Origin of the sequence: Streptomyces sp. JJ38 (genome assembly GCF_019303475.1) — a bacterium.
Classification (GTDB): domain Bacteria; phylum Actinomycetota; class Actinomycetes; order Streptomycetales; family Streptomycetaceae; genus Streptomyces.
The window spans coordinates 1-21,264 of record NZ_JABLSI010000012.1; the positions used below are offsets into that span (position 1 = coordinate 1).

A 21,264-nucleotide genomic window follows, 5' to 3' on the forward strand; every position below is an offset into this window, starting at 1 on the left:
TGCGGCGGGAGGAGCTGCGTCTCGTCCGCGGGGGCTACGCCGGGCCCGGACGGCAGCCCCTGCGCCGCCTGCGCGGGTGGCGCCGGCGGGGGGTAGGTCGGCTGAGCCTGAGGCGGCGGAGCGGCGGGCGCGGGCGGGGCCTGCGGCGGTGCGACGGCGGGAGGCGGCGGCGGTGCGACAGCCGGAGGCTGTGGGGCCGAGGCCCCGAAGGCCGGAGGCTGGGCTGCCGGAGGCTGGGCACCCGGGAACTGCGCGGCCGGAGGCTGCGCGGCCGGAGGCTGCTGCGGGGCGGCCGTCGGCGGCTGGGAGGCGGCGGCCGGCCCCCAGGGCTGGCCCCAGGGCTGGCCACCGGCCGGCGGCGCGGACTGCTGCGCCTCCTCGGGCCGCTGCTCCCACGGCTCTCCGTTCGACGGCAGTACAACACCCTCGCGGGGCTCGTCGCCCTGCCCGCTGTGCGCTGTCACCGACGGACTCCTCACACCTCATGGACCGTGCACCGAAAGCGCCACCCGGCCGAGGCGGATGGCCTGTTGACCGTCATCCGCGCGCGGGACGGCAGCGGGCTCACGCTACCCGGTGCCCCGCTCGCCCGGCCACGACGTCCCCCGTTACCACCCGCGGCCCTGATCAGCCCTCGTCCGGACGGTCGGGGCGGTCCGGGCGGTCCAGCCGCTCGGTGAACGTCCGCACACACGGTTCGGTGGCGAAGGGCTCGATCCGCTCCCGGAAGGCGGACAGGTACTCCTGGCCCCGCCGGGAGCGGATCGTGTCGAGCAGTTCGACGGCCCGGGTGGCGGTGTGGCAGGCCGCCTCGGCGTCCCGCTGCCCGGCCAGAGCGTCGGCGAGGAGCAGGAGGTCGATCGCCCGTCGCCGGGTCCGGCCCTCCGGGTGCAGGGCGAGGGCCTCCTCGGCGTGCCGCCGGGCGGCGTCCGCCTGCCCCAGGTCCCGCTGGCAGTGGGCCAGTTCGTCGGCGAGGTAGGCGGCGTCGAAGTGCGCGACCCAGGGCGGGTCGTCGCCGCTCCCGGCCCCCGACTCGGCCCGTTCGAACGCGCTGAGCGCCCGGCCGGCCGAGAGCCGGCAGGCCACCCGGTCGCCCTGGAGCGCGTGGCCGCGGGCCTCGGCGGCGTGGAACAGGGACTCGGCGCGCGGGGTGGCCCGCCCCCGGGCGCCCTCCTGCGCCGCCCGGGCGAGCTGGGCGACCTCGCGGGGGCTGCCCAGGGAGGCGGCCAGGTGGCTCATGCCGGCGGCCAGCACGTAGCCCCCGTAGGCGCGGTCGCCCGCGGCCTGCGCCAGCCGCAGGGCCTGCACGTAGTGCCGCTGGGCCAGTGCCCGCTGCCCGGTGTCGACGGCGGTGTACCCGGCCAGTTCGGCCAGGCGGGCGGCGGCGGCGAACAGCGCGCGCCCGACCTCGTCCCGGTAGGAGCCGCCGAGCAGCCCGGACACGACGCCGGTGAGATAGTGCACGAGGACGGGCCGGACGTGACCGCTGCCGAACCGGTGGTCGAGCTCGGTCAGGGCCCGGGTGGTGGCCCGCACCGCCTCCACGTCCGCCATGCCGACCCGCGGCCCGGCGGTGCGCGCGATCACCTCGTCGGGCGGGCTGATCAGCCAGTCGCGGCTGGGTTCGACGAGCGCCGCCGCGGTGACCGGGCGCCCGGCGAAGGCCTCGCGCCCCGCCGCGTCGCAGCGCCACAGCTCACCGGTCTGCTCCACGGCGTCGGCGACGTGCGGTTCGTAGCGCAGGCCGAGGTCGGCGGAGGGGCTGCGGGCGGCGGACATCCCGACGTCGTCCAGACTGACGGGGTGTCCCAGCTTCCGGGCCAGCGCCTCCGCGATGAGGGCGGGGGCACGGCCCCGGGGTTGCTGGCCGCGGAGCCAGCGGGCCACCGAGGTCTTGTCGTAGCGCAGGTCGAGGCCGTGTTCGGCACCGATGTCGTTGACCCGGCGGGCGAGCCCGGCGTTGGAGCAGCCGGCTTCCTCGATGAGCACGGCGAGCCGGTCGTTGGGGCGGCGCGGGGTCAGGTTGCGTGGGGAGTGCGGTGCGGCGGCTGCCATGGCGGTCCCCTCGGTCCGACGGCGGGCACCGCTGGTGGCTACCCAGAACCCGGGCCGGACCCGGCGTTGCGCCCCCGTCCGTGCTTCGGTGCGCCCGCGGTACCGCCGCGTGCTCCGACCGGGCGGGCCGCTGTAACGATGCGCCGGCCGCAAGCGGACGACGAACCGTAACCGTTGCCGGACGGTGAAGTTGTGAACTGCGTGGAAGAGACGATCGCAGTGCCCTCGGCGGGTGAGAAGACCCCGCAGCCGTCCCGGCAGGTCCCCCGACAGTCGGCGCCGTCGAGCGGCGGCACGCTACTCGACCACGCGGTTCGCTATGCCGGGGAGCGGCACTGGGACGTCCTGCCGGGCACCTGGCTGGAGATCGTCGACGGGGTGCCGCGCTGCACGTGCGGCACCCCGGGCTGCCCCTCCCCCGGCGCGCACCCCCGGGAGCCGGGCTGGGCGGCGCACGCCACCGGGAGCGGCACCGCGGCCCGACGGCTGTGGGAGCGCTCGCCGTTCGCCTCGGTACTGCTGCCCACGGGGCGGACGTTCGACGCGATCGACGTGCCGGAGGTCGCCGGCTGCCTGGCGCTGGCCCGCATGGAGCGGATGGACGTCCCGCTCGGCCCGGTGACGTGCACCCCGCAGGGTCGGATGGTCTTCTTCGTGCTCCCGGGCGCGGCGGCGAAGGCCCCGGACCTCATCCGGCGGCTCGGCTGGTCGCCCGGCGCGCTCGACCTGACGACGCACTCCGTCGGCTCCTGGGTGGCCGCCCCGCCCACCCGGATCGGGGTGCGCGGCTCGGTCCAGTGGGTGCGGCGTCCGACGCCCGTCAACCGATGGCTGCCCGACGCCGACGAGCTGCTCCCGCAGTTGGCGTACTGCTGCGGCCAGGAGGCCGCCGCGGCCCGCCAGCGCTGAGAGGGCCCGCGCCGTCTGCGGCGCCCGCCTGACGGCACGTCCGGAGTCCCCGGTGCGGGGGCGCGCCCCCGCCCTCCGGCGGCGGCCTCAGGGGAGGGCCGAGGCGAGGAAGGGCTCGACGGCGGCGCGCCAGGCCTCGGGCTGGTCGTAGTGGACGAGGTGGCCGGCGTCGGTGACCTCGGCGTACTGGCCGTTGGGGAGCACCCGCACCATCTCCTGCGCCTCCGCGCGCCCCAGTTCGCCGTCGATGCCGCGCACGACGAGGGCCGGGCAGCGCACCTGTGCCAGCTCCTCCCAGTGCGCGTCGTGCACCCACGCCTCACGGGCCAGGAGCATCTGGCGGCGGGAGAAGACGGGCCGCCAGCCGTCGGCCCGCTCGGCCATGACCTCGGCGTAGAACTCGCCACGGGAGCGGCTCGGCCGCTCCTGCGTCGGGTCGCCCTCGCTGAACCACGCGCGGACGTCCGCGAGGGTGGCGAAGGGCAGCGGCCACGAGCGGTACCAGGACTCCCACTCGCGCTGCGACTGCTCGCCGAGGGCGGACGCCCGCATGTCGCAGATGACGAGCGCGCGGACGAGGTCGGGGCGGCGGGCGGCCAGCTGCCACCCGGTGAGGGCCCCCATCGCGTGCCCGACGACGGCGACGGGTCCGAGGCCCAACTGCTCGATGGCGGCGGCCGCGTCGGCCACGTACGCGTCCCGGTCGTACGGGCCGTCGGCGGGCTTCTCGCTGCGGCCGTGGCCACGCTGGTCGAGCCCGACGGCGCGGTAGCGGCCGGAGAGCCAGCGGGCGGTGGTCGCCCAGTGCGAGGCGCGGCCCATCAGCCCGTGGAGCAGCAACACCCCTGGCGGCGGTGCGACTCCGGGCGGAACGGCTCCGTCCGACGCGGCTCCGGGCGCCGGGGCCGGGTGCGCGTCCGGGCCGCCGGGCGGGGGCTTGGGCCCGTCGGCGAACTCCCAGGCCGCGAGTCTGAGCCCGCCCGTACCGGTGACGTCGATGCGTCGCACCATGTGACCCGACCCCCACATCCGGAAACTGGCTGGAAATCCGCTCTGTGTCGTGTGTCGCCTGCCGTGGCACCGCGCCGCGCCGCCGATTGGACCGCCGGCCGCCCCGCGGGCCGCCCCGCGGGCCGCGGCCCCTGCCCGCCCTCGGCGGCCTGGCGGCCGAGGCGGTGCCGCCCTGGCCCCGCCCGACCGTGACCGGCTGATCTCCGCCGCCGAGGACCGATGGCCGATCCACCTCCACGGTATCGAACGACCATTCGGACAAGCGGAGTTCCAGTCCAACTTCCCTCAATCGAGTGACGGCCGATCATGGTTGACGTTCTGCCTGCTGGGGAGAGTCGTACCGGGAGGCGGGCGCCGCACAGAAACGGGAGGTATCGGGCGCCCGCGGAGCGCGGCCCGGAACGCTCGGGGATCCGGGCCGCACCACCCAGGGGGGCACGGGAATGCAGGGCCCCGGTCGCACATGCCACCGGGGCCCTCGCGATGAGCCGATCCCGCACGGCGGCACCCCCTTCGACGCGACAGCGTCAGCCCAGAGTGTCACGCCCCGCACCCGGTCGGATGCATTCCGGTCAACTCGGGGGCGAGAAAACCTTGTCGACGCCGCGTCGACAACCGTGCGGCGAACCGTCACCGGGAGGCTCGCCGTGACCGGACCCGCTCGGCCGCGACGGCACGCGACCACGACGGTGAGCGTCCGGCCACGGCCTCGGCGGCCTCGGCGGCTGCGACGGGGCCTCGGCGGCTGCGACGGACCCCGGCGGCCCCGGCGGTCCCGAGCCGCACGTTCGGCGCAACCGGGCGCCAGCCCTCAGCGCTTGGCGACGAAGACGTGCGCCGCGATATCCTGCTGCAGCTCGGCCGCCTCACCGCCGCTGCCCACGTGGATGCCGCCGCCCGAACCCGGCGTCACCGTCACCACGGAGCCGGGCTGCACCCCGGCGCGGCGCAGCGTGTACATCAACTGGGCATCCTTCTGGATGGGTTCGCCGATGCGGCGGACGACGACCGTCTTGCCGTCCGGGCCCGGCGCGAGGTCGGCCAGGCTCACCATCGCGTCGGCCAGGAACGGCTCGCCGTCGCCCGCGTCCCCCAGCTCGTCCAGGCCCGGGATCGGGTTCCCGTACGGAGACTCGGTGGGGTGGCGCAGCAGCTCCAGCACCCGCCGCTCCACGGCCTCGCTCATCACGTGCTCCCAGCGGCAGGCCTCGGCGTGCACCTGCTCCCACTCCAGGCCGATGACGTCCACCAGCAGGCACTCGGCCAGCCGGTGCTTGCGCATGACCCGGGTCGCGAGCCTGCGCCCGTCGGCCGTCAGCTCCAGGTGGCGGTCCCCCGCGACGGTCAGCAGCCCGTCGCGCTCCATCCGGGCCACGGTCTGGCTGACCGTCGGCCCGCTCTGGTCCAGGCGCTCGGCGATGCGGGCACGCATGGGCACGACGCCCTCTTCCTCCAGCTCCAGAATGGTGCGGAGATACATCTCGGTGGTGTCGATGAGTCCTGACATCTGGTGTACGTGCCCCTCGTCAGCTGTGCGGTGGCCCTGCACCCAATTCTGACCCATCCCGAGGACAACCGTCGCACGCCGGGTTGACCCGGGCTTTACCCAGGGCCACCGCGAACGCCCTCTGGTCCAGACCACTCCTCTTCCTCTAGCGTGAGCGCCATGAGCGCGAGCGATCTTGCACAGCGGTTCCTCGACGGCGCGATCGGCCTGCTGGAGCAGGTCAGGGAGGGGGAGGCCGAGTCGATCACGGCGGCGGGCACGCTGCTGGCCGACGCCGTGGCCGGGGGCCGCCGGCTCTTCGCGTTCGGCGCCGGCCACTCCGCTCTCGTCGCCCAGGACGTGGTCTACCGGGCCGGCGGACTCGCGGTGGTCAACCTGCTGGCCGTGCCCGGGCTCGTCGGCGTCGACGTCCACCCCGCGCCGCTCGGCAGCGCCCTGGAGCGCGTGGACGGGCTGGCCACCGCCGCCCTGGACGCCTCACCCGCCCGCGCGGGGGACGTCCTCGTCGTCGTCTCGCTCTCCGGGCGCAACCCGCTGCCCGTCGAGATGGCCCGGCACGCCCGCGCCCTCGGGCTCGGCGTCATCGGGCTGACCTCGACGGCCTACGCCCGCGAGACGACCCCCCGGAACGCCTCCGGCACCTTCCTCAAGGACCACTGCGACGTCGTCCTCGACAACCGCGTCCCCGTGGGCGACACGACCCTCACCCACCCCGACGTCCCGGCGCCCTTCGCCCCCGCCTCGACCGTCGTCTCCTGCGCCCTCATCCAGGCCGCCGTCGCGACCGCCGCGGGCGTCCTGGCCGACCGCGGGCTCACCCCGCCGCTCCTGCGCTCCGGCAACGTCGACGGCGGGCACGCCTGGAACGAGCGCGTCATGACCGAGTACGCGGACCGGATCTTCTACCGCCGCTGAGGGCCGCCCACACGGGCTCTCGGAGCCGCCCCACCCGGAGCGCGCTCCCGCGGCGGGCCTACCGGCCCGTCGCGGGCGGCACCCCGCGACGGCGCTCCCCGCGCACCGTCTGCGCCAGGTCCACGGCGGCGGCGATCCGCACCGCGACGTCCTGGGCGTACACGGTGTCCGCCCGGTCGAAGTTTCGCCGCACCGGGCCTCGCAGGAACGTCACGACGCCCAGCGTGCGGCCCCGGCTGCGCAGCGCGGCGCACAACCCGTACGCCGTCCCCTCCGGCCAGGAGCGCGCCGCCGCCCACTCCGGGGACGTGCTCCCGCCCGCCCCCGCGCGCACCGGTCCGCCGTGCTCGAACGCCTGCAACGCCGGATGGTTCGCCATGTACGGCACCGGCAGCCCGCTCTCCGGCGCCGGGTGCCAGGCCGAACCCCCCGGCGCGTGCCCGGCCCGCACCAGCCGGGCGCCCGCGGCCAGGTCCAGCAACGCGTGGTCCGCGAACCCGGCGAGCGCGAAGTCCAGATGGGCGGCGGCGGCCTCCATCGGGTCGTCGCACTCGGCCGCCGCCCGCGCCGCCCGGTGCAGCTGGCTGTCCCGGAACCGCAGCCGGGCCGCCTGCTGCTCGGTCAGCTTCGCGTCCGTGACGTCGTGGAAGACCCAGGCCACTCCCAGCGGCACCGGCTCCTCGGCCATCGGCGAGGACAGGCGCAGGAACCCGCTGCGCCAGCACCGCCGCAGCGGCGGGTCCACCGGGCCGTCCCCGCTGGGCCGCAGCGTCACCCACAGGTCGGCCGGGGCGGGCGGCGTGCCCTCGGCCAGCACGTGCTGCAGCGCGCTCTCCAGCTCCTCCAGGCCGTTGCTGATCACATCGCCCAGCGGGCGCCCCAGCAGCGTCGACCGCCGCACCCCGAGCGCCCGTGCCGCGTGCCGGTTGACGACGGCGGGGCGCAGGTCCGCGTCGATCAGCACGACACCCCACGAGGCGTCCTCGAACAGCGCCTCGCTGAGCGCGATCGAACGCTCCAGGTCGATCTGGGCGTGCACCTCGCTGAACGCGCAGTACACGCCGGCCGGCTCCCCGGCCGCGTCCCGCACCACCGAGGACTGCGTGCGCACCAGCACCCGGCCGCCGTCCTTCGTCACGAGCGCGAACTCGTGCACCTGACGCCCCGGCCCGGTCATCGCCCCCAGCAGCCGGCCCTGCACGTCCTCGGCGTCCGCCGCGCGCACCGCCCAGCCCGCCAGCCCCCGGCGCCCGACGGCCTCCCGCGGGCTCCAGCCGAGCATGCGCTCCGCCTCGCGGTTCCAGTGGGTGACGACGCCGTCCGCGTCCAGGGCGAAGAGCGCGGCGTCCATGCCGTCCAGCAGCGCCGCCAGCAGCGACTCGCCGCCGGGACGGGATGCGGCCTGGGCTTCGCCCTCACCGCCGTCGGCCGTGGCTTCGGAGTGGGTATCGGGTTGAGCGGACATCTGCACCCCCGGGCGGCCGGGCTCGTGACCGTGCCGCTCTCTGCTGCGTCGAAGCGGTGTGTGCGCGTACGCACGCGATCCGTACATTTACGTGCACGGTGCATGCACGCCTATTCAACTCCAGCGTGACGCAACGCACAGGAGCTTTGGCGAAATCGTTGCGGCCCCGAAATTTCGTTGCCCCGCCCCCGGGGGCGGAGTTAGCGTGCGAGCACACGAGAGAGGAGGTGATCCGGAGCATGTACGACCACCGGACGCGTGAGGTGACTGCGGCCTGACCAGGCCAGTCGTCGCTCAGCGAAGGCCGGTCTGACCGGCTCATATCCACGCAGTCACCCGGCCCGCGGGTCGCCGGTTCGTCCGACCGGCTGCCTCTCCGCCGCCGCGGAGGGGAAGACCCGCGGGCCGTTCCGCTGCCCGGCCCCTCGGCCACCACGGCCCCGGGTGCGGTTTTCGGCCCTCACGGCCCCGGGGGCGGCACGGTGGCGCTCACGGGCAGAGGCGGTCCACCGCCCAGCCCTCCGCCGTCCGCCGGTAGCGAAGCCGGTCGTGCAGCCGGTTCTCCCGGCCCTGCCAGAACTCCACCGTCTCCGGGACGACCCGGAAGCCGCCCCACTGCGGCGGCACCGGAACGTCCTCGCCCTCCGGGTAGCGCGCGGCCAGCTCCGCGTAGAGCGCGTCCAGCTCCTCCCGGGTGGCGAGCGTCGAGGACTGCTCGCTGGCCCAGGCCCCCAGCTGGGAGCCGTGCGGGCGGGTCCGGAAGTACGCCGCCGTCTCCGCCCGTCCCATCCGCTCCGCCCGCCCCTCGACGATCACCTGGCGGGCGACACCGTGCCACGGAAAGAGCAGCGACACCCGCGGGTTCCCCGCGATCTCCCGGCCCTTGCGCGAGCCGTAGTTCGTGTAGAAGACAAAGCCCTCCGCGTCGTACCCCTTGAGCAGCACCGTGCGCGAGCTCGGCCGGCCCTCGGCGTCCACCGTGGAGAGGACCATCGCGTTGGGCTCGTGCAGCCCGGCCTCCTCGGCCGCGTGGAACCAGCGGTCGAACTGCTCCACCGGGCCCTGTGCCAGGTCCTTCTCGGCCAGCCCCGCCTGCCGGTAGTGGGCACGCATGACCGCCGGGTCCAGCGCGCGGCGAGCCCGGGAGGCGGCGGCCTCGGCGGCGTTCGCCGCGGCCTCGGCCGCGCTCGCGGCGGCCTGCGCGGCGAAGGCGGCCTCGATGGACGGGTCGGCGCTGTGCGGGTGATCCTGGGCGTCAGTCACGCCTCCATCTTGCAGCAGCGCCCCGCCGGTGGTGGACGAGTGTTCCCCCTCATCGGCCTTCGTACACCTGCGGGAACCCGATCGCGCCATGTGCCACTTCTCACGCGTGTCCCGGAGGTGACGAACCGGCGGAAATCACCGACTGTGAAGGTGTCGCGCGCGTACAGCGCGGCTAAGGTGATCGATCGCGCCCGAGGCGGGGGGACCGCCCGCCCGCGCACCATCCTGATCTCGGCGACGGACCGCCGCCCCACGGGACAGTGGGCGACCCAGCCGTCCCGACCCATCACGAGGAGCCGCCTGATGTCCGATTTCGTTCCTGGGCTCGAAGGAGTCGTCGCGTTCGAAACGGAGATCGCCGAACCCGACAAGGAGGGCGGCGCTCTCCGCTACCGCGGGGTCGACATCGAAGACCTGGTGGGGAACGTGTCCTTCGGCAAGGTCTGGGGCCTGCTGGTGGACGGCAGCTTCGCCCCCGGCCTGCCTCCGGCCGAGCCCTTCCCCATCCCCGTGCACTCCGGCGACATCCGGGTCGACGTCCAGTCCGCCCTGGCCATGCTCGCCCCCGTGTGGGGTCTGAAACCGCTGCTGGACATCGACGCCGAGCAGGCCCGCGAGGACCTCGCCCGCGCCGCCGTCATGGCGCTGTCCTACGTCGCCCAGTCCGCCCGCGGCCAGGGCCTGCCCATGGTGCCGCAGCGCGAGATCGACAAGGCCGACACCGTCGTCGAGCGGTTCATGCGCCGCTGGCGCGGCGAGCCCGACCCCAAGCACGTCGCCGCCGTCGACGCCTACTGGACGTCCGCCGCCGAGCACGGCATGAACGCCTCCACCTTCACCGCCCGCGTCATCGCCTCCACCGGCGCCGACGTCGCCGCCGCCCTCTCCGGAGCCGTCGGCGCCATGTCCGGCCCCCTCCACGGCGGCGCCCCCTCCCGCGTCCTCGGCATGATCGAGGAGATCGAGCGCACCGGAGACGCCACCGCGTACGTCAAGCAGCAGCTCGACAAGGGCGAGCGCCTCATGGGCTTCGGCCACCGCGTCTACCGCGCCGAGGACCCCCGCGCCCGCGTCCTGCGCCGCACGGCCAAGGAGCTCGGCGCCCCCCGCTTCGAGGTCGCCGAGGCCCTGGAGAACGCCGCCCTGGCCGAGCTCAAGGCCCGCCGCCCCGACCGCGTCCTCGCGACCAACGTCGAGTTCTGGGCCGCCATCGTCCTGGACTTCGCCGAGGTCCCGGCGCACATGTTCACCTCGATGTTCACCTGCGCCCGCACCGCCGGCTGGTCCGCGCACATCCTGGAGCAGAAGCGCACCGGCCGCCTCGTGCGCCCCTCGGCCCGCTACACCGGCCCCGGCCGCCGCGGCGTCGAGGAGATCCCCGGCTTCTGACCGCTCCCGGTGGGGAGGAGCCCCGCTCCTCCCCACCCGCCGCCGGACGACTCCGGCCTCAGCTCCCGGCGGCGCCCGGCACCGTCCGGTGCGTCCCGCCTACGCGTCGTCGGAAGGCTTGGGCTCAGGCGGACGAGGAGCCTCGGGCGGCATCGGCCCCCCGTCGTGCCTCCCACCATCCGCCGTCGTCACCGGGAACGCGAACGGCACACCTCGCCATCCGTCGCTGTCCGGCCTGCGTGACGCATACGTCTCGACCGCCATCTCGATCACGTGCATCTCCCTCTCTCCTCGCGAAGCCTGCCCCGTCCGAGCCCGGACGGGTTGCCTACAGGCCGCTCGGCACCGCACGGCCGCCGCGACCTTGCTGTTCTGACGTCCAGTCAACTCACGCCGGAGAGTTCCCTCGACCAACTTGCATGGATTTGCATGCCAATGAATCAGCAGGTGGTCTTGACTCCTGGCGAGCCAGCGGGAAGATGACTGCGCAAGTCCAGGCAAACACCCTGCGGTGAGGGGCCGTCATGGCGCTTCGGTTTGCAGGAATCGACCCGGATACGGATCTCGACCACTGCCCCACGGTCTGGGCCGACACGGAGTCGCGAGAGCTGGTAATCCAGGGCTGGAAGGCCGACATCGAACTCCGTAACGCCTGCCAGACGCTCACCCCGGCCAGCGGCCCCGTCCCGAACAGCGAAGAGATCGTCAGGGTTCCGGCACGACAAGAACAAGGCGTTCGGCGGGAACGTCCAGTTCCTCGCAGCACCCGACGGCACCCCGCTGTGGGTCTCCGACGCCGAGCCAGGGTCCACCCCCGACATCACCGCCGCCCGCATCCACGCTCTGCCCGCGCTGTACAGGGCGGCAGCCGACGGCCTGCCCACGCTCGCCGACAAGGGCTACCTCGGCTCCGGAATCGGCGTCCTCGTTCCGGGTCCGGTGCCCGAAGGGCCGGTCCGAACAGGCCCTGGGCGCCGACACGCGCACCACGAACAGCCTGATCACAGGCGTCCGAGCCCTCGGCGAACGCGCCGCAGCCGAACTCAAGCAACGCTGGCGCAGCCTGCAACACGTCACCATCAGCCCCAGCCGAATTGGCGACATCGCCCGCGCCGCCCTCGTCCTCAACAAGATCTGGAGATGATCAACGCTGAGAAAACGTCATACGCTCGTCGCTGGCGAGAATCTGCGTGTAGCGCGTCGGCCCGCGGGGCTCCTCCGTGCACGCGACGTTACGTCAGGCGACGGACACCTGGTTCTGCGGATGGCATCCACAATGGACCCGCAGATTCACCCGATACGCTTTAACATCTGGAAAGTGCCTGACAGTCGCGAGGACAAGGATCTCAGTAATCCACATTCTCGCGTGTCGGAGGCACTTTCACTGACGCAGTCACCAGCCGGTCAGCCAGCTTCGTGAAAGCTCGCGGCTAGGACCCCATGGCCGTCCAGGCGATCGCTCCAAAGATGAGGGCGGCGACAATGGCGACAATAACCGCCCCGATGATGACCCGTCCGGACATGTGAACTCCCCTTTTTGGTGCCGGTCAGATGTTCTTCAGGTAGTGGTACCTGAATCCGGTCTCGTCACACCGGATATGGTGCCGCTTGTCGAGCTGTGCCGTGTACCCGGAGACTGTCATCTTCCCCTCCCAGGTCACATAGGCGAGAGCGTTGCCAGCAGCAGAGATCCACTGTTCCTCCGGCAGGGAGCTGATGGCGACGCCGATGTTGAAGTTCCGCTTGCTCGCGGCCGCGTTGTAGACCTTGTCGACCTTCGTCGTTGTGGAGTGGTACCACTGCTCCAGCTTGAGCCTGGTCATGTCGATGCCGAGAAGCGTCTGCGTGAACTGAGACCAGCAGCTCCAGTCACCGGCGGTCCCCCGGGTGCCGATCCCGGTCGGTGCCGCACCGTTGTTCACCTCGATGACAACGTCCCCGCCCTCGAGGACCCTGGTCTGCGGGACAGGTGCGGCCATGGTCTCGACGAACGCCTTGAGTACATCGGCGTCCACCAGGTACCCGAGGAACTTCTCCTTGTCCGCTTCGGACAGGTCCTTGAACTGGCTCGCCACTTGATCCGCTCCGGGGTCGTCCTGAGCGTCAAGCCAGGCGAGGTACTGCTGCACCGTCGGCGGTTTCGACTCCTCCGCCGCTGCAGCCGGCGTCACCGAGGACATCAGGCTGGCGGCGAGTGCGGCAGCAACGAGAGCTGCCTTGCCTCTGGCGCGGGGTCGTGCGATCGTACCCTTGCTCACTATTGCCCCTTCCCAAGGGAGTGAGTTCCCGCCCCGTGGCGGTCGGACGCCACGGGGCCTTCTCTTGCCCGCACGACGGGAAAGGAGAGAAAAGGAGGCCTGCGCAGGAAGAAATGGACGCACTCCTTCCCCCCACCCCCATGACTGAAACCCCCACTGTCCACTGGTCGCGACGGACGAGTGAAGATTACTTCACGGGCAACAAGCTGTGAAGTCCTCGGGGAAGCCAGGGACTTGGTGCGCTACAGCTCATAGGCGGGGACTGTAAACGTTCGACTCTGTCTCACTTCCGGTGGCGACGCAGGGCCATGCCAAAGATGCCTGATCGCGCCGCTCGAGTACCCCACCGGGGGTCGTCGTCCCTGTCTGAGGCCCACTCATGATCCAGCACACTCACTTCCGTCGTGACTTGGGCGAATGAGGTTTTCTCAGCGGTGATCACTTCCAGATTTTGTTGAGGACGAGGGCGGCTCGGGCGATGTCCCCGATCCGGCTCGGGCTGAGCGTGACGTGTTGCAGAGCCCGCCATCGCTGCTTGAGCTCGGCGGCGGTGCGCTCGCCCAGTGCCCGTACGTGCCGCACGAGGGCGTTGAACGTGCGGGTGTCAGTGTGAAACGCCTGTTCTGACTTGCCTTTTGGGCGCCGGACAGGGATGCGGATGCCGATGCCCGCGCCGATGTAGCCCTTGTCCGCGAACGTCGGCAGGCCGTCGGCCGCCACCTTGTACAGGGCGGGCAGCACGTGGGTGCGGGCAGCGGTGATGTCGGGGGTGGAGCCGGGTTCCGGCGTCAGAGACCCACAGCGGGCTCCCGTCCGGGGCGGACAGGAACTGGATGTTGCCGCCGAATCTCCTATGTTTCTGGCTGAACCACAGGTCGTTGCCGTTCGCGCGGACACCGGCCACGCGGTCGCATGCGATGAGCGTCCCGTCCAGGATCACGTGCGTCATGCCTTCGCGTCGACAGCGGCGAAGGACTTCGTGCAGGTCCGGGGCCTTCTCGGCGAGGATGTCGATGCCCTCGTGGAGGTAGCGGTGGCCGGTGGCCTGCGAGATGCCCGCGTCGCGGGCCAGGCAGTGCACGCAGCCACGCTCGCGGAACCAGCGCAGGACCAGCACGGCCTGGCGGAACGGGCCGAGCACCCGACTGCCGCGCGGAGTGCCGATACGCCGTCCGTGCGCGGCAAGCAGCCGGGCACCCGAGGCCGCGGCGGCCCGGAGCTGCGTGGGGAGGAGTCCCGCCCCTCCCCACGCCCCGCCGCTTCCGGGCTGCTCCTACTGCCCGACCCGGCCGTCGACGCACTCGCGCAGCAGATCGGCGTGCCCGCAGTGCCGCGCGTACTCCTCGATCATGTGCACCCACAGCTCCCGGATCGACGTACCGTCCTTCCCCACCCGCACACCCAGGTCCGCGTACTCCGCCAGCACCGCGTCCGTCGCCGCCTGCTCCCGCTCGAGATCGGCGAACGCGCCCGCTGCCACCGCCTGATCGGCCACGGCTCCCTCGAAGTCGGTGTCCCGCGGTCCGTACAGCTTCGGTGCCGGGGGCTCCGGTACCACCCAGTTGCGCCAGTCCCGTTCGACCTCGGCCAGATGCCGGACCAGCCCCAGCAGCGACATGGTCGACGGCGGAACCGACCGGCGCGCCAGTTGCTCCGGATCCAGCCCCTCACACTTCATGCGCAGGGTGAGCCGATAGTTCGTCAGGAAGTCCTGGAGCGTAGCCAACTCACCGTCCGGGGTGGCTCCGTCGCTCTCACGCGGGTCCTCGTCCGGATCCGCCCACATGTCGGGATAGGTGCTCGCCTGGGTCCACCGCTCGGGTACGTCGTTCATCCCGCGCACACTGCTGGCCCTGCGGCCCCGAGCACAAGCGAATAATCCGGTCAGCCCGGCAGGCCACCCGCTACGCACACCGTTCAGGTGTGGCGGCTGTGGACACGGCCACATGAACGGCCCGGGCCAGACGAGCCCCCCACAGCGAGCGGGGTCCGGCGAACGCGTGAGGCGCCTCACCCCGGCGCGGGGTGGACGCGGCGACGCAGACGGCGTCGGTGGGCGTGCCCGAGCAGTCGAGCCCGACGTCGAGCAGGGCCTGCACCTTGGCCTCGGTGGCGGTGGCGACCGCGTTGACCAGGGCCGCGTCGGTCAGCGCCACCGGGAGAGCGACGACGACGTTGATCGTGCCCGGCGCCGCCGCCTGGTCCGTACCCGGCGCGGCGGAGGCGGCCCAGCCGCGTACGCCGAGCCCTGCCGTGGCGACCGCATCCACACCACTGTCATACGCGCGGCCATGGGCCCGGACGTCGGCGGCGGTCATGAGGCCGACCCCCGGCCCGCGCGCACCGGCGTCACGAGCGAGGTCCGCCAGGTGTCGGTCCGGGTCGGTGCGGCGGTAGCCGTGGGAGACCTGGGCGTTCAGCACCCAGGCCCGCTCGCCGACACCGCCGCCCAGGACGGCGCTGCTGATCATCCGCCAACCCGGCCCGGCACGCCACAGCAGCGCGTGCAGCCGCTCACCGTCCTCCGCACGGGTCAGCAACTGAAGCGGCGACACTCCGCTCGTGGGGCGGGGCGGCGGTACGACGGTCACCGGGCAGAACACCTCGCGGTAGGGGAATCCGGTGATCGTACACACGTCCGCCGGGTGAACCGCCCCGGTCCCCCGAAGGCCCGGGACCGGACACGACCAGCGCACCGCACCGGCGGCCGTCCACGATGGCCCGCCGCCCTCAGCTACGGCACGTCGCCGGTGCCGTGGTGGCCCGCCCCGCTCACGTCCCGGGTGAGGCCCGGTCCGACGACGCGATTCCGGGGGCGTCAGGTCCGGGCCCGAAGCCGCCGCCTCAGCGGGACGCAGAACCCAAGCCCGGCGGGGAGCGCGAGAACCGAGTACAGCATCATCGGCACCGTCGGCTCACCGCCGGTGTCCGTTCAGCCTCCCCGACCGCGAACACGTGGTCCCCGATCCACGGGTCCTCCACCAGCCGCGCCGGGTCGAAGACCCGCCCCTCGGCGCAAGGCCCCGCGGCCGCCACGACCCCCGTCCGTGCACCTCTGCGGCTACCGCCCGGCCCAGCCGGTGGCAGCCAGCACCTCTTGAGCGATGTCCACGACCGTCCGGGCATCCGTTGTCACGCGTACGGTGTCCTCAGAGACACACGCGTCAAGGAGCCGGGCTTTGCGAACACTGCTCGACAGCTCCTGCTCCAGCTCCGAGCCGAGCTCCCGGCGTGCCAGCCGCTCGCCCGCGGTGGCATCCGAGGCCGTCAGCAGACACCGGCCGATGCGCAGCCACCGCCCCATGACGCGCTCGAACATCCCGGTCGCCTAAGGCAGCACACTCAGCGGGCTCGTGTAGATCAACCGGCGGTAACCAAGCCGGGCGTAGTTGGCCCACACAGCCGTCAGGTTGCTCTCCGTGACCTCCGACCGTCGAGGGTCTCCCTCAGGAGCGGGATGCACCTGGCCCATGGCGTCACCGTCCATCACCGCGTGGGAGACCCCGGTAGCCCGCAGCAACGCCGAAACCTCCCACACCACCGTCGTCTTGCCGACGCCGGCCCGCCCCCCGACGAGCAACACTTCGGTGTGGTCCATGCGGGAAGCCTGCCAGCACGCATCCTGCCCGCGGAACCGCTCCGCCCGGTATCGGACCGTCCAACGGACCGGCCCTCCGAGACTCCGGGTCCGGTTCAACGCCGGTGCTGCGCGACGAGGTCTCCGTCCCCCAGCGACAGCACCGCAGGGAGCTGACGCACGGTTGGCGACGACCAAGCGGCTCACAGTCGTGGCCTCTTCAGCATGATGTGGATTCCCCGAACCCGCCCTCGTCGTCGTGGATCTGCACGTGGTGATGTGCTGTGCGCTGTGCACGGTTACCTGTACGCATTACTGAGCTGCACTGTTTGAGGGGAGTCGAACCCCCGCGCTGCTCCTCACGCGCCAGGAGTGAGCCGGAAACCGCCGACCCTCGGTGTGTGCACGCCTCCACGACGACTACCTGCTCCACATCTCGGCACCTGCCGGGCGCTCAGTCCAGGAGATCGGTCTCCCAGTTCGTTCGCTGAATGCGCATGTCGATCTCTCGGATCTCCCGCGCGAGCGCGTCAGCCTGCTCCCGCAGTTCCGCGACCGGAAGTGCGGGCAGCATCAGAAGCTCGGAGCGAAGCTGCCGACCGTACCCCCGCTCGCCCTTCCCCGCTGCCGCGTCTGCCGCCGCACTGATCACCGAGTGTCGTTGGCGCAGCACGTCTCGGCGCGCGAGCGCGTCGGTGAGTGTTCCGTCCTGACCCATGTCCGTGGCCGAGTTGGTCCGGTTGATCCGCTGAATCAGCGGCTCGAGGGTGCCCAGCACCTCACCAACCTCTGCCAGCAACTGACCCGCGTCCTCGGCGGGCGTCTCGCCCTCCTGGTAGCGCGCGCTGCTGACAATCCGCGCCCGCAGTTGCTCCACGCGACGCGACGCGTCAACCCGCTCCGCCAGCGCCTCGGCGAGCTTCACTGTTCCATCGTCCGATCCGTCGTGAACATCGCACGAGCATACGAGTTGAGCAGAAGTCCACGCATCAGGTTTTCGACTGCGCGTGAGCTGGACACACGTGAGGGCGCGGGGCCGCCCATGGACCTGCCCGCCCGGGGCCTTGTGCGGCACGGTCTGCTCGGCAGAGCGGCTTCGACGCGGCTCCCGCACGACATGGGCCGCTCCGGCAACTCGAACCCGTCACTGTCAGAACTCGTATTGCAGCTCGTACAGATGCCCGGCCTTGGCCATGACCGTCGCCTCGATGGGGCGACGACGACCACCTGACTCGCTGTAGACGACGCGGAAGGTACGCAGGATCGGCAGACTGCCGGGAAGCCGCAGCGCCTCGAACTGAGCTTGCGTGGGCACCCGCGCGGAGACCCGATCCACCGTCTGGTGCGGCGGATAGCCCAGTTCCGCCAGCAGCGTCGGCGTGCCGCCTCGAATGCGACGAGCCTCGACGAGCGCGGTCCCGGCCGCAAGTTCCATCGGGTAGTAGCACTCGGCCAACTCGACGGGCTCACCGTCATGCTGGAGAAGCTGGCGCCGGAGCACAGCGGTTCCCGTGCTGCCCAGCTCCAGCGCCTCCGCCACCTCGACCGGCGGGCGCACCTCGACCACGTCCAGCAGGGTGATCCGGCCCCGCTTGCCCTGCCGCTCCGCGACCGTCAGCCACCGGTACGACTCACCCGGCCCGACCGGCGCCCCACTGTCCGCGGGACGCACGGTCTCCTGCCGGTGTGCCCGCACCGTCGCGCGTGCCCCGTCGGACCCGACCCACACGAGCCCATCGGCCGCCACCAGCTCAAGCGCCTCCAGCACGATCCCCTTCGGGGCCCCGTAGCGTTCGCACATCTCCGGCAACGGGGGAAGTACCGCCCCCGGGGCCGGCACCCCGGACAGGATGTCGTCGCGCAGTGCGGCAGCCACGCGCACGGCCGCCGGGCGCGGATCGCCGGTGGTGTCGTCGTTCACCGGGAATGCGGACACCTGCGTCTCCATCCTGCTCGCGGCTCGTCGGCGGGGCACACGCGCTTCAGGCCATGCCCCCTCACATTTCAGGTGCCCGGCCTACGGCCAGGAGATGCGAGCTCGCCGCCAGGAGCTCGGGGTACGGCTCCGCCAGTCGCGCGGCGGTCAGCACCGAGTTGAACAGGTCGTCGGAAGGCTCCGCCCCCGACTGCTGCTCCACTGCCTTGAGGGCGGACCATGCGGGCCCCTCGATGCCGTAGACATGAACGTCCACGAGACCGGCTCCCCGAAGCTCCATCGCCAGCTCCTCCGCCCGGTGGAAGTACGCCAACGTGAAGCCGCGCTTGCCGTCGTACACAGCGGTGCGCAGAATCGACGCGATCGAGTCTCGGAGTCGGTCGGTGTGCAGATGCGCGTAGGTGACGTGCTCGAAGAGCGATGCGTACCGGTTGATCGCCGCTGCGGCCACCAGCCCACCGGGCTTCACCACCCGCCGCGCCTCGGACAGCGCCTCCTGCCGATCTTTGGCGTCGGGCAGGTGATAAAGGGGGCCGAGGACCTGCACCACGTCATACGTGGAGTCCGGCGCAGCGAGTTGCCGAGCGTCCCCGAGCGAGGCCGCGCACACCTCTGCCGCCTGCTCCACGTGCCGGGCCACCGGGTCGATCAGCTCCACGTCGTAGCCGTCCGCTACCAGCCACCGCGCGTGCACGCCGGTACCGCCGCCCACGTCCAGGACACGCGCGGGCGGCGCCGGAAGGTGGCGCCGCAGGAGCTCCTGCGTGCGCAGCAGCTCAAGGCGTCCGTCCGCCGAGGAGCTGAGCCGGGCGTTCTCGTCGATGACGTTGGCGTAGAAGTGCTCGACCTCGGGCGCGAACGGTGGCTTCAACATGACGAAAAGTATCCTGCGTGCCGGTGGACCAGTCCAGCAACAGTGATCGAGAGCGGGGAGCCATGGCTCTACTCAAGTACGAGGAGATTGCCGAACATCTGCGCTCAAGGATCGCAGCGGGCGAGTTCGGGCCCGGAGAACTCCTCCCTTCCGGCCGGGACCTTGCCGAACGATGGTCGGTTTCGCGCGCCACTGCGATCAAGGCCATGGATGTTCTTCGCGCCGACGGCGTGGTGGAGGCCCGTCAGGGCACAGGCTTCGTGGTTACGGAGACTCCCGTCGCCAGACCTGCGGGTGGACGCCAAGCAGGGACGACACGCGTCACCGGCGGCATGCCCTTCCTACGCGTGGGAACACCCGAGTGGACAACCCCACCAAAGCATGTTGCCGAGACGCTGAGAATGGACGCCGAGACCACGGCCCTGCGACGGGCGCGGCTTCTACAACTTCCTGACGGCAGCCCGCACAGCTACGTAGTCGCCTGGTTCCCGCCCGACGTAGCAGAAACGTCGCCTCGGCTGGCCCAGACAGCTCCGATCGTTGAGGGAACAACCCGTTACGTCCGTCGGCAGACTGGCCGCTTCCCAGCGGAAGGGGTTGACGTCACGACCGTGCGCACGGCAACGGCCGCTGAATCAGACCGCCTGGGCCTACCAGCGAACACGCCGGTCGTCGTCGTTCTCCACACCGCGTTCGACCAGGAAGGACGCCCCCTGGTGTGTGAGGAAGGCGTCACTCCCAGCACAGTGTACGAGCGGGTAGACACCTACGCCATGTAGTGCCGAACGTCGCCCCTGGCGGCCGACTTTCCAGTTATCAGCCCGACATAACCCATAGATCCTCAGCCAACCCGGGATCACCATCAGTCAGCAACTGATGACTTTATGGGTTGACTGGACCGGTCCACCGGTCCAGTATGAAGCGAAGGCAGATCGCGCCTTCGGGGGCGAACCACGGTCGAGTCGGCGCCGGACCAGGTGCGCGTGCGCGGCAATAGGTCGTCTCCAACGCCGTTCAAAAACCAGGAGTTGCCATGAGCGGGTGTGTGGAGTGTGTGCGGTGGCGGAGGGATGAGGAGGAGGCGCGGCGGCGGGGTGATCACTCGCGGGCGGCGGACTGCCGGGTGCTGCTGCGGCGTCACCGCGCCGCCGGGTGCCCCGGGGCGCGGGGCGCCGAGGGGTGGAGGGGTGACCGGTGAGGGGGGTCGGGGCGGGCGCGGCGCCCTCCCGGGGCGGCGTCCACGGAAGCGCTTACGCCTGGGAGTTCACGGCGGCGGCACGGGGTATCGCGCGGTGGCGGGGTGAGGTGGCGCGGGCCGTGCGGGCGTTGGGCGGTGACGTGGAGGCCGTGGCGGTGGCCCGGCTGGGGGTGTCGGAGCTGCTGAGCAACGTGGTGCGGCACGTGCCGGACACGCGGTGCCGGATGGAGGTCGAGCGAGTCGACGGTGACGTGTGCGTGCGGGTCGTCGACCGTTCCGCCGCGCCGCCCGTCATCTTCGAGCCGGACTGGGACACCGAACGGGGCCGGGGACTGTGGCTGTTGCGGGAGATGGTCACGGGGTTCGGGCACATGCGGGTGGAGGGCGGCAAGGCGGTGTGGTTCCGGTGCCCGGTGGAGTGGGGCGAGGCGTGAGGGCGGTGCGGGCGTACCGGGCGGAGCTGGTGGCGTACCAGAGCGGGCCGGAGGCGCGGATGTACCACCTCGGGGACGCGTTCGGGCTGTGCCCCGACGAGGTGCAGGGCTGGGCGCGCGAGCGTGCCCTGTGCGTCGCGGAGATCCTCGGTACGGATGACGACGCCGAGGTGTTCCGGACCTGGAGCGGTGAGGCGGCGCGGCGGGAGACGCGGCGCCGGCTGGAGCGCGGCGAGCCGCTGTTCCACCACCACGTCGGCCGGGACTGTGCCTGGGAGTTGACCCTCCGGCCGGTACCGGTCACCGCGTACGAGAGCGACACGACACGACGAGAGGAGCCCGGCGATGGCCTGGGGAACGGGTAAGGGTGGCAGTGGCGGCGAGGGGAGGCACGCGGGAGGCAGGGACCCGGGGACGGCGAAGCCGTCGTCCGACACCAAGGCCCCCAAGGGCGAGCCCAAGCACAAGGGGAA

Annotated in this window: 17 protein-coding genes and 5 pseudogenes; 8 read left to right on the plus strand and 14 right to left on the minus strand. The window is 72.2% G+C overall.

The genetic code is table 11. From position 1 onward, the window contains the following. A pseudogene (locus HPT28_RS08065) lies at positions 1-464 on the minus strand (hypothetical protein); the annotation flags it as partial. A gap of 163 nt (positions 465-627) precedes the next feature. Next, positions 628-2,055: a transcriptional regulator gene (locus HPT28_RS08070; RefSeq protein ID WP_219090275.1), complete on the minus strand. Its 1,428-nt coding sequence runs from the start codon at positions 2,053-2,055 to the stop codon at positions 628-630. A gap of 201 nt (positions 2,056-2,256) precedes the next feature. Between HPT28_RS08070 and HPT28_RS08075 the strand changes: the two genes are divergently transcribed. Then, positions 2,257-2,964, plus strand: a complete 708-nt coding sequence (locus HPT28_RS08075; RefSeq protein ID WP_308119133.1) for a bifunctional DNA primase/polymerase — start codon at positions 2,257-2,259, stop codon at positions 2,962-2,964. A gap of 87 nt (positions 2,965-3,051) precedes the next feature. Here the strand turns inward: HPT28_RS08075 and HPT28_RS08080 are convergent, their stop codons facing one another. Together HPT28_RS08080 and HPT28_RS08085 are read right to left on the minus strand one after the other, a co-directional pair. Continuing rightward, positions 3,052-3,975, minus strand: a complete 924-nt coding sequence (locus HPT28_RS08080) for an alpha/beta fold hydrolase (protein WP_219090276.1) — start codon at positions 3,973-3,975, stop codon at positions 3,052-3,054. Between the two features lie 811 nt (positions 3,976-4,786). Continuing rightward, the gene (locus HPT28_RS08085) at positions 4,787-5,482 is read right to left on the minus strand and encodes a metal-dependent transcriptional regulator (RefSeq protein ID WP_219090277.1); all 696 of its coding nucleotides are present in this window, start codon (positions 5,480-5,482) and stop codon (positions 4,787-4,789) included. 159 nt (positions 5,483-5,641) lie between these two features. Between HPT28_RS08085 and HPT28_RS08090 the strand changes: the two genes are divergently transcribed. After that, positions 5,642-6,397, plus strand: coding sequence for an SIS domain-containing protein (locus HPT28_RS08090; RefSeq protein WP_219090278.1), 756 nt, complete (start codon positions 5,642-5,644; stop codon positions 6,395-6,397). A 58-nt stretch (positions 6,398-6,455) separates the two neighbouring features. Here HPT28_RS08090 and HPT28_RS08095 read toward each other — a convergent pair whose 3' ends face one another. Continuing rightward, positions 6,456-7,862, minus strand: coding sequence for a PAS domain-containing protein (locus HPT28_RS08095; RefSeq protein WP_219090279.1), 1,407 nt, complete (start codon positions 7,860-7,862; stop codon positions 6,456-6,458). Between the two features lie 489 nt (positions 7,863-8,351). Then, on the minus strand, positions 8,352-8,975 hold the full coding sequence (gene pdxH / locus HPT28_RS08100) for a pyridoxamine 5'-phosphate oxidase (RefSeq protein ID WP_219090348.1): 624 nt from the start codon (positions 8,973-8,975) through the stop codon (positions 8,352-8,354). Between the two features lie 453 nt (positions 8,976-9,428). Here pdxH and HPT28_RS08105 point away from each other — a divergent pair, with 453 nt between their 5' ends. The 3 genes and pseudogenes from HPT28_RS08105 to HPT28_RS27710 all read left to right on the plus strand — a co-directional run. Further along, positions 9,429-10,514 (plus strand): citrate synthase 2, encoded by a 1,086-nt coding sequence (locus HPT28_RS08105; RefSeq protein WP_219090280.1) that lies wholly within the window; start codon positions 9,429-9,431, stop codon positions 10,512-10,514. A 738-nt stretch (positions 10,515-11,252) separates the two neighbouring features. Further along, positions 11,253-11,381, plus strand: a pseudogene (locus HPT28_RS27705) (IS5/IS1182 family transposase); the annotation flags it as partial. Positions 11,382-11,466: 85 nt separating this feature from the next. Continuing rightward, positions 11,467-11,658 (plus strand): annotated as a pseudogene (locus tag HPT28_RS27710) (transposase family protein); the annotation flags it as partial. A 403-nt stretch (positions 11,659-12,061) separates the two neighbouring features. On the opposite strand, the gene HPT28_RS08120 reads toward HPT28_RS27710, so the two are convergent. The 8 genes and pseudogenes from HPT28_RS08120 to HPT28_RS08155 form a co-directional block, all read right to left on the minus strand. Further along, a complete protein-coding gene (locus HPT28_RS08120) occupies positions 12,062-12,772 on the minus strand; it encodes a hypothetical protein (protein ID WP_219090281.1) in 711 nt (236 codons plus the stop codon). Positions 12,773-13,210: 438 nt separating this feature from the next. Beyond that, positions 13,211-13,961 (minus strand): annotated as a pseudogene (locus tag HPT28_RS08125) (transposase family protein). Between the two features lie 84 nt (positions 13,962-14,045). Further along, positions 14,046-14,606 (minus strand): DinB family protein, encoded by a 561-nt coding sequence (locus HPT28_RS08130; protein ID WP_219090282.1) that lies wholly within the window; start codon positions 14,604-14,606, stop codon positions 14,046-14,048. A 70-nt stretch (positions 14,607-14,676) separates the two neighbouring features. Next, the gene (locus HPT28_RS08135) at positions 14,677-15,363 is read right to left on the minus strand and encodes an adenosylcobinamide amidohydrolase (RefSeq protein ID WP_219090350.1); all 687 of its coding nucleotides are present in this window, start codon (positions 15,361-15,363) and stop codon (positions 14,677-14,679) included. A 470-nt stretch (positions 15,364-15,833) separates the two neighbouring features. Next, a pseudogene (locus HPT28_RS08140) lies at positions 15,834-16,370 on the minus strand (hypothetical protein). Positions 16,371-16,803: 433 nt separating this feature from the next. Next, positions 16,804-17,274, minus strand: a complete 471-nt coding sequence (locus HPT28_RS08145; protein WP_219090283.1) for a DIP1984 family protein — start codon at positions 17,272-17,274, stop codon at positions 16,804-16,806. A 225-nt stretch (positions 17,275-17,499) separates the two neighbouring features. Then, positions 17,500-18,285 carry a GntR family transcriptional regulator gene (locus tag HPT28_RS08150; protein WP_308119129.1) on the minus strand — a complete coding sequence of 262 codons (786 nt, stop codon included), beginning with the start codon at positions 18,283-18,285 and terminating at the stop codon, positions 17,500-17,502. Positions 18,286-18,346: 61 nt separating this feature from the next. Next, the gene (locus HPT28_RS08155) at positions 18,347-19,159 is read right to left on the minus strand and encodes a bifunctional 2-polyprenyl-6-hydroxyphenol methylase/3-demethylubiquinol 3-O-methyltransferase UbiG (RefSeq protein ID WP_219090285.1); all 813 of its coding nucleotides are present in this window, start codon (positions 19,157-19,159) and stop codon (positions 18,347-18,349) included. Between the two features lie 62 nt (positions 19,160-19,221). Between HPT28_RS08155 and HPT28_RS08160 the strand changes: the two genes are divergently transcribed. From HPT28_RS08160 to HPT28_RS08170, 3 genes are all read left to right on the plus strand, one after another. Further along, on the plus strand, positions 19,222-19,938 hold the full coding sequence (locus HPT28_RS08160; protein ID WP_219090286.1) for a GntR family transcriptional regulator: 717 nt from the start codon (positions 19,222-19,224) through the stop codon (positions 19,936-19,938). Between the two features lie 415 nt (positions 19,939-20,353). Continuing rightward, a complete protein-coding gene (locus HPT28_RS27380) occupies positions 20,354-20,791 on the plus strand; it encodes an ATP-binding protein (protein WP_219090287.1) in 438 nt (145 codons plus the stop codon). Next, positions 20,788-21,156: a hypothetical protein gene (locus HPT28_RS08170; protein WP_219090288.1), complete on the plus strand. Its 369-nt coding sequence runs from the start codon at positions 20,788-20,790 to the stop codon at positions 21,154-21,156. Before HPT28_RS27380 ends, HPT28_RS08170 begins: the two co-directional genes overlap by 4 nt. Positions 21,157-21,264: the final 108 nt, after the last annotated feature.